The following is an 8,122-nucleotide window of genomic DNA, read 5'->3' as shown; positions in this document are numbered from 1 at the left end:
GCTGGCCCATACTGAGAAACGTCGTGAGGGGGCGCTGCCCCCGTCAGCAAGCTGACTCCCCCGGAGTATTTGGAGCAAGATGAAGATGATGAAGCCGAAAAATGAAGCTGAGCTTTCCGAAATGATCCGGGCAACGGATGGGCCGCTGTGTGTTCAGGGGGGGGGCACGCGCGGATTGCGCTGTGGGGGTGATGTGTTGGAAACGACCGATCTGTCGGGGGTGACCCTGTATGACCCAGGCGCACTGACGCTGGTGGCGGGCGCAGGTACGACCCTGACAGAGGTGGAAAATCTCTTGGAAAAAGAAGGTCAGCGTCTGGCGTTTGAACCACGCCGCTTGAATAGGCTTCAGGGCACATCTGGCGAAACGACATTGGGCGGCATCGTGGCAACCAACAGTGCAGGGCCTGCACGGATTGCCCTTGGAAATTGCGCGGATCACCTGTTGGGCGTACGTTTTGTGAATGGCGCAGGTGAGGTCGTGAAAAATGGTGGGCGCGTGATGAAAAATGTCACCGGTTACGATTTGGTGAAGCTGATGGCGGGCAGTCACGGTACGCTTGGGGTCATGTCCGAGGTGTCTTTGAAGGTGCTGCCACGCCCCGAAACTGAGGCGACGCTTGCGATTTCAGGACAGAGCGTGGCCACAGCACAGGCCAGTATGGCGCAGGCACTTGGCTCGCCTTTTGAGGTGACGGGCGCGGTTCATATTCCGGGTGGTGAGACGCTTTTGCGGATTGAGGGGTTTGAGGCCTCTGTGACATATCGCGCCGGAAAATTGGCGGAACTGACGGGCGTGGAAATCGCAAGCCGGGGCGAGGGAAGCCGCGCACGTTGGGCCGATCTGCGTGATCTGACTATGTTTGCAGATCATCTGGCCGCCTGGCGCATCTCAATGAAACCAAGTGATGCCCCTGAATTTTTGGATTGCCTGAATAAGATGCATGAATACGACGTGCTTCTTGATCATGGAGGAGGGCAATTGTGGATTGCTGCGAATGAACACCACCTCAAGCTTGCTGCTTCCTATGGTGATGACGGCTTCACAACCGATACCAATGAGGGTGTCAGGGTGTTGCATGCGCATCTGCAGCACAATGCAGGTCTGGAAAGTGGTGATGCGTTGCTTGTGAAAGTCCCACCGGGCCTCAAGCAGGAGCTATGTCGTTTTCAGCCACAATCCCCCGCCCTTGCCAAAATACAATCCGGCCTGCGGGGGCAGTTTGATCCGCGGGGCATTCTGAACAGCGGGCTGATGGGGTAGATCATGCAAACATTCTTCACAGAAAAACAGCTTGAGAACCCAGCCACGGAACGCGCGAATGAGATCCTGCGGGCCTGTGTGCATTGTGGGTTTTGCACGGCGACTTGTCCGACATATCAGGTGCTTGGGGATGAATTGGACAGCCCGCGTGGGCGGATTTATCTGATCAAGGACATGCTGGAAAATGAACGCAAGCCTGATGCCAAAACCGTCAAACATATTGATCGTTGTCTGTCTTGCCTTGCCTGCATGTCGACTTGCCCATCTGGCGTGCATTATATGCATCTGATCGATCACGCCCGCACCTATGTTGAGGAGAATTACAAACGCCCCCTGATGGAACGTCTGTTGCGCGGCGTGCTGGCGATGATCTTGCCCTATCCTGGGAGGTTCCGTTTGGCGCTGTTGGGTGCGAAAATCATGCGACCCCTGGCGCGTTTCATGCCCGATCCACGTCTGCGCGCGATGTTGGAAATGGCACCCAAACAGATCCCCCCGGTCAGTCGCAATGACGACCCGCAAGTGTTCGCCGCCCAAGCACCGCGCAAAATGCGCGTCGCCCTGATGACGGGATGTGCGCAAAAGGCCCTGAACACGGATATCAATGACGCGACCATTCGCCTGCTGCGCCGTCTTGGTTGCGAGGTGGTGATCGCTGATAAGCAAGGGTGTTGCGGCGCGTTGACCCACCATATGGGGCGCGAAGATGACAGCCACAAAGCGGCGGCGAATAACATCAACGCCTTCCTGGCAGAGGATGACAAAGAACCCCTTGATGCGATCGTGATCAACACCTCGGGATGCGGCACAACGGTCAAGGATTACGGCTATATGTTGCGCAACACGGAAATGGCGGCACAGGCGGCGCGGGTGTCGGACCTTGCGATGGATGTGTCAGAGGTGTTGATGAAATTGGACCTGCCCGCCATGGCACAAGACCACCCGGCCCATGGCATGAAGGTTGGTTATCACGCGGCCTGTTCCTTGCAACACGGGCAAAAGATCAAAACCCATCCGAAAGCCCTGTTGAAAAATGCCGGGTTCACCGTGGCAGAACCGCGTGATGCGCATCTGTGTTGTGGCTCGGCGGGCACTTATAATCTGATGCAGCCTGAAATTTCCGGCCAGTTGAAAGCACGCAAGTTGGAAACCCTGGCTGAAATTAACCCTGATGTGATATCCGCGGGCAACATCGGGTGCATGATGCAAATCGGCTCTGGCGCCGAGGTCCCTGTTGCGCATACGGTAGAGCTGCTTGACTGGGCGACGGGTGGCCCTGTGCCTCCCGCGTTTCTTCAGGCGCAGAATGGCGCTGCCCCACATCCTGAGGTGCCGCGCCTGCGGTAATTACGGGGGCGACATGCGCCGGTTGTTCATATCAATGTTGATTTGCCTGGGGTGTTCCGGCTGGGGCATGGCGCAGGAAGGTTCCTCTGCGCCCTCGGGTTTGCGATCTTTGCTAAGCGGGGAAGATGCCCGAAACTGGAGCGGCGTTGGACAGCTTCACATTGCAGATCAGATCATGTGTTCCGGGGCGCTGATTGCGGATGATATCGTTATCACTGCAGCCCATTGCGTGTATGATCCTGACAGCCACCGACGGTTTGACCCCGATCAAATTGAATTCCTGGCAGATCTGCGTGCGGGGCGGCCTTCTGCCGTGCGAAAAGGGCGTTATCTGGCTGTTATACCTCAATATAATCCAGATTCAGGTAATCGGTCACAGGTTGAATCTGATGTCGCTTTGCTGATGTTAGATAGGCCGATCCGCAGTTTTTCGGTCACGCCATTTGCACTGGGAATAAGCCCGGGGCCGGGCGAAAACGTCGGGGTCGTATCTTATGCGCATGACCGCAGGGAAAGCCCAGCACTGGAAGAAACCTGCGCTGTGGAAGCGCGCGAAGGACGGGCATTGATCCTGACCTGTTCGGTCGCGGCGGGGTCATCCGGGGCGCCGGTTTTGCGGATCGAAAATGGCATCGCCACGGTTGTGTCCGTGGTTTCGGCAACTGGGCAGTTCGACAATCGGCAGGTCGCGATCTCGACGGTTCTGGATGGGCGGATGGATTTGCTTCTGGCTGAAATAAACGCACAACCCCGCGCGCAGGGAATTGGCGTAAATCGTCTGACACCGGACAGCAGCCGCAATGGGTCTGGTGCCAAATTCCTACGGCCATAATTCGCCTGGTTCCGGGGGCAGGGTTGAAACCGGGAAAATCAGTCATATGTCGATATCAACCGGATGCCAGATGGGTCCGGGAACACAGGTCCGTCCATTCGGAGGGCCGTTACTGTTATCGCTATGAAAGGGTAACCCTATGAGAGCTTTTGATTTTTCCCCGCTGTATCGTGCCTCTGTTGGTTTTGATCAGGTCGCTGACATGATGGATCGCGTGCTTAGCAATGATGGCGCACAGCCGACATATCCCCCCTATAATATCGAGAAAACCGATGACGACGCTTACCGCATCTCGCTGGCTGTCGCCGGGTTCTCTGAAGATGAATTGAACGTCGAAGTGCGCGAAAACGCCCTGATCGTATCGGCCCGCAAGGCACCGGAAGATGGCGAAAAAACCTGGCTGCATCGCGGCATTGCCAACCGCGCATTTGAACGTCGTTTCCACCTGGCGGATCACGTGCGTGTGCATGGGGCAAGTCATGAAAATGGCATGCTGCATATCGAACTGGCCCGCGAAGTGCCCGAGGCCCTGAAACCCCGTCGCATCGAAATTGCGACGTCTCAGCAACCGGCACTTCAGGCGGCCGAATAAGTTTCCTCCCGAACGCATTCCCGTGTGTTCACATCAAGGCGTGCCTTCGGGCGCGCCTTTTTGCTGCGTGATTGCCTTTTGCACCGCTTGCCGTCAGAAAGGCAAAAACGGAGACACCATGAAACCTTTTCTGATCCTGCAACTGCGCCCGGAAACCGAAGCTGCCGATGATGAATTTGCGGCTTTTCTGAAATTCGGGAACCTGCAGAAAGATGAGGTGCACCGCATCCGTCTTGATCAGGAAGATATCCCGGATGACATTGACCTGTCTCATTATTCTGGGGTGATTGTTGGCGGTGGCCCTGGGTGTGTATCCGATGATCCCCTTAACAAAAGCGCGATGGATGCAAAGATCGAACAGGCCTGCCTGTCTTTGATGCCCGAAATCACGGCGCGCGATTTTCCCTTTATGGGCTGCTGTTATGGCATCGGGATTTTGGGCCACAGCCTTGGCGCCACGGTCAGCAAGGAAAAATGGGGCGAAGTCGCGGGCACGGCGCAATGCGAAGTGGTGGCCGATGATCCGCTGGTCGAGGGGATGACAGGCACATGGCAGGCATTTGTTGGTCATAAAGAAGCGTTGCAGGAACTGCCAGATGGTGCCGTTCAGCTGGTGACATCCCCGACCTGCCGTTATCAGATGGTGCGTTATGGGCGGAATGTTTATGCAACGCAGTTCCACCCCGAAGCCGATGCGCAGGGTTTTGAAAATCGGATTAATATCTACAAACACAAAGGCTATTTCCCACCGGAAGACGCCGACCGGCTGATCAAAATGTGCAGGGCCGCAGATGTCACCGTGCCAGAAAAAATCCTGCACCGCTTTGTGGCCAGGTACCGTACGCAGGCCTGATATTTTCTCAACCTTTTGTGGCCATCTTTATCACGTCATGACACCGCGGGCCAGCCGGTTCGCAACCTACGGAAACAGTCCTGATTGGAACATAAAACACTCCAGGGACCGCAGTGAACCGTTCAATGCATGGGGCTAAGACGCCCAAAGTAGCTTTTCCGGATGGCGGCGCCGCCTCTTTTATCAAACGGCCCAGCAGATCCACAGATGAACACATAGAAAAACCGCACAGGCATAAAGCCCATGCGGCGTATTTTGCGTGGATAAATGAAGGCTTATTGCGTCAGGCTTTGCGCCAGACGCATCAGACGGATGGCTTCGGCGCGATAGCCGAATTCATCCGCACCTTTATGGGCATTGGCCAGATCAATCGCCTGATCATATCCCCAGTCGCCAAGATAATCAGACCCTTGCAAAAGCTGCGCAAATCCTGCCATCGCGATGGCGAAGTTGGCCTCGGATCCGGCGTCTGACGACCCAATGGCAACGGGAGTCTCGATCAGGTTGCTGACGTCTTCCCCCGGATTTTTATAGCGCAGGCGCAGAAAACCCAGCTCGCCATTGCCGTCAGGCAGTTCGCCCGTGCCGTAGCGCAGCGGATCATTCAGAACCGCGTCTGACCCCACTGGTGTCACTTCATAGATCGCGGTGATACGATGGCCTGCGCCGATTTCACCGGCATCCACCGCGTCATTGTTGAAATCCTCACGGCGCAAAGCACGGGTTTCATAGCCGATCAGGCGATATTCTGCGATCTCGGCTGGGTTGAACTCCATCTGGATCTTCACATCATTTGCAATCGGGAACAGCGCGCCGGACAGCTGATCCACCAACACTTTCTGCGCCTCTTGCAATGTGTCGATATAGGACGCGGTGCCATTGCCGTTTTGTGCAAGCGCCTGCATGGTTGCGTCATCCAGGTTGCCACGCCCAAAGCCCAGAACAGACAGATATGTGCCACTGTCGCGTTTGTCGGAAATGTAATCTTTCAATGCACCGGGGTCGGACAAACCAACATTGAAATCACCGTCGGTGGCCAGAACCACACGAGAGATTTCCCCCTTCTTGGTCATGGCTTCCGCGACCTGATAAGCTTGTTGCAAACCGGCCTGTCCGGCAGTTGATCCGCCAGCCTGCAGATTGGTTAGCGCGGTCATGATTGCCGCACTGTCACTGGCGGGGGTCGGTGCCAAAACCTGCCCGGCACTGCCTGCATAGGTGACAATCGCGACACTGTCTTCGGCGCGCAGTTCCGACAACATCAGACGGAAGCTTTGTACCAGAAGGGGCAGTTTATCCGGACTGTTCATAGAACCCGAGGTATCAATCAGAAACACAAGGTTCAGCGGCGGCCGTTCCGCAATCTCGGGCATTTCGCCCTGAATGCCAATATGCACAAGCTGCGTGCCCGTGTTCCAAGGCGTGTCCGTCACTGTCACCGTTGTGGCAAAGGGCGCATCATCCAAGGGGAGCGTGTAATCATAGGGGAAATAATTGACCATTTCCTCGGCACGTACGGCCTCTGCGGGTGGCAAGTACCCCCGCATCAGGGACGAGCGTACAATCGCATAAGAAGCCGTATCCACATCAATCGAAAATGTTGAAACCGGTTCCTCTGTGGTGATTTTCAGCGGATTAGGGGCCTCGTTGGCAAAGGTTTCGGTATTGGCCTCGGGTTGGGACATAATGTCGGGTTGTGGCATGACGGAGCTGCTGAAAGCGTCCTGAGCAACAATACCACGGTTCATGCGTGTCATCGGGGCCGCGCCAGCCATGGGTGCGGAGAGGGCCATTTCATCGGCCATCTGGACCTCATCCATTGCTATGACCGGCGATACTTCAACGGCTATCTGATCCACCTCTGCGGTCATTTCTACGATGGGCTCAGCGACGATGGGCATTGGGATAGGTTCAGATTTTTGCGCAAGGCGCGCGTCATTCGGGTTCAAATTTGGCAAGACAACAATCAACGCCACGCCCAGGGTTGCGATTGAGGTGGTCGCGGCCAATGCGCCTTTGGTGGAAAGTCTTTTAAACATTTCACGTGCTCCTGAAATTAGGCCCGGTCTTCGGGCGGCTTCAGGAATAGGACGCAGGTCATCGGCAGATCCCTGGCGGGCTGCGTGAAGTTTTTCAAAATTCATGGTCGCAAGCGCAATATCAGCGTCACGTTTTGCAGCATCCGGTTTAGGTGTCGCGGCCTGCATGTCTGATGTCAGCTTATCGAGGTCAAATTCATCATTCATGATGCGGCCTCCTTTTTATGCATTGCTTTCAGGCGTTTTTTCACTTCCGAGATCCGCCAACTTACGGTGCCTTCTGTCACGTTCAATACCTCGGCCGCTTGGGCCTGGGTCAGGTCTTGATCCATGGTCAACGCAAGCGTGTCGCGCAGATCCTGGGGCAGGGCGGACATGGCCTGAGTCAGCCAATCGCGTGCCTCGGCTTCTTCCCGGATTGCATCCTGGCGGTTTATTTCCCAGTCCCCCCAGCCCTCGGCATGACGGGCATGGGTCTGTTGGCGGCGACGACGATCATGCGACGCATTCACGGCAACCCGGTACAGCCAAGTTGTGAATTTCGCATCTCCCCGGAACGCGGCCAGTTTGGCGGGCAGGGCGGCACATATATCCTGAGTCAGGTCTTCGGCATCGGCCTTGGTGCCGGTCAGGCGAAAACACAGGCCAAACAGGCGATCGTAATGCCGCCCCAGCAAAACCCCAAAGGCCTTCCCGTCGCCACCAGCCGCCGCCAGCGCAAGTTCTCTGTCATCAACATTCATACGCATATCACAGACTATGACGCGCCCCGAAGGTCAATCCCTGGTGAGACCGACAAAGTTTTTTGGCGGGGGCTGGCTTAAAAAGATTGTCGAAAGGGGATAATCGGATAATTCTAAATGGGTTAGACTGAAAAGCGACTAAACCAGATGAAACATACTCTTCTTTCTATTTTCCTTTTCTGCGCGACAGCGTTTCCCAGCTTCGCCGAGGGGCCATCGGCGCCCGACACCCTATCGGATACATTACATCTTATGCAGCAGGAGCTACTGCAGCGTCCGGATGTAGTGGGTGCGATTTTGGATTTTCAGGATAACTCTCTCGCTCTCACGATGAAAAGTGGCGGATCATCGACCTTGTACCCGGACAATCTGCATATGGTTCTGTTGCGTTCCGAAACAAATGAAATCCGGCAGCAAGCTCTGAGTGATTTCATCACAAATCTTTTGGCTTC

General features: G+C 55.7%; 8 protein-coding genes. 6 read left to right on the top strand and 2 right to left on the bottom strand.

From position 1 onward, the window contains the following. The first annotated feature begins 85 nt into the window (after positions 1–85). The 5 genes from ACPGUT_RS15265 (at position 86) to ACPGUT_RS15245 (ending at position 4,888) form a co-directional block, all read left to right on the top strand. Entirely contained in the window at positions 86–1,264 is a 1,179-nt protein-coding gene (locus ACPGUT_RS15265; protein ID WP_423992843.1) for an FAD-binding protein, read from the top strand. A gap of 3 nt (positions 1,265–1,267) precedes the next feature. Further along, a complete protein-coding gene (gene glcF, locus ACPGUT_RS15260) occupies positions 1,268–2,611 on the top strand; it encodes a glycolate oxidase subunit GlcF (protein ID WP_423992841.1) in 1,344 nt (447 codons plus the stop codon). Positions 2,612–2,624: 13 nt separating this feature from the next. After that, positions 2,625–3,443, top strand: coding sequence for a trypsin-like serine peptidase (locus ACPGUT_RS15255; RefSeq protein ID WP_423992839.1), 819 nt, complete (start codon positions 2,625–2,627; stop codon positions 3,441–3,443). A gap of 139 nt (positions 3,444–3,582) precedes the next feature. Next, on the top strand, positions 3,583–4,035 hold the full coding sequence (locus ACPGUT_RS15250) for an Hsp20 family protein (protein WP_423992837.1): 453 nt from the start codon (positions 3,583–3,585) through the stop codon (positions 4,033–4,035). A gap of 118 nt (positions 4,036–4,153) precedes the next feature. Then, positions 4,154–4,888: a glutamine amidotransferase gene (locus ACPGUT_RS15245; protein ID WP_423992835.1), complete on the top strand. Its 735-nt coding sequence runs from the start codon at positions 4,154–4,156 to the stop codon at positions 4,886–4,888. A 275-nt stretch (positions 4,889–5,163) separates the two neighbouring features. Here ACPGUT_RS15245 and ACPGUT_RS15240 read toward each other — a convergent pair whose 3' ends face one another. Continuing rightward, positions 5,164–7,134 (bottom strand): vWA domain-containing protein, encoded by a 1,971-nt coding sequence (locus tag ACPGUT_RS15240; RefSeq protein WP_423992833.1) that lies wholly within the window; start codon positions 7,132–7,134, stop codon positions 5,164–5,166. Further along, positions 7,131–7,670 (bottom strand): RNA polymerase sigma factor, encoded by a 540-nt coding sequence (locus tag ACPGUT_RS15235; protein ID WP_423992831.1) that lies wholly within the window; start codon positions 7,668–7,670, stop codon positions 7,131–7,133. The genes ACPGUT_RS15240 and ACPGUT_RS15235 overlap by 4 nt, the downstream gene beginning before the upstream one ends. Before the next feature lie 252 nt (positions 7,671–7,922). Here ACPGUT_RS15235 and ACPGUT_RS15230 point away from each other — a divergent pair. Next, a partial coding sequence (locus tag ACPGUT_RS15230) for a hypothetical protein (protein ID WP_423992829.1) occupies positions 7,923–8,122 on the top strand: 200 nt, incomplete at its 3' end.

Origin of the sequence: Halocynthiibacter sp., assembly GCF_049608145.1 — a bacterium.
Taxonomy (GTDB): Bacteria; Pseudomonadota; Alphaproteobacteria; order Rhodobacterales; family Rhodobacteraceae; genus Halocynthiibacter.
This window is presented reverse-complemented; position numbering and strand designations above follow the sequence as displayed.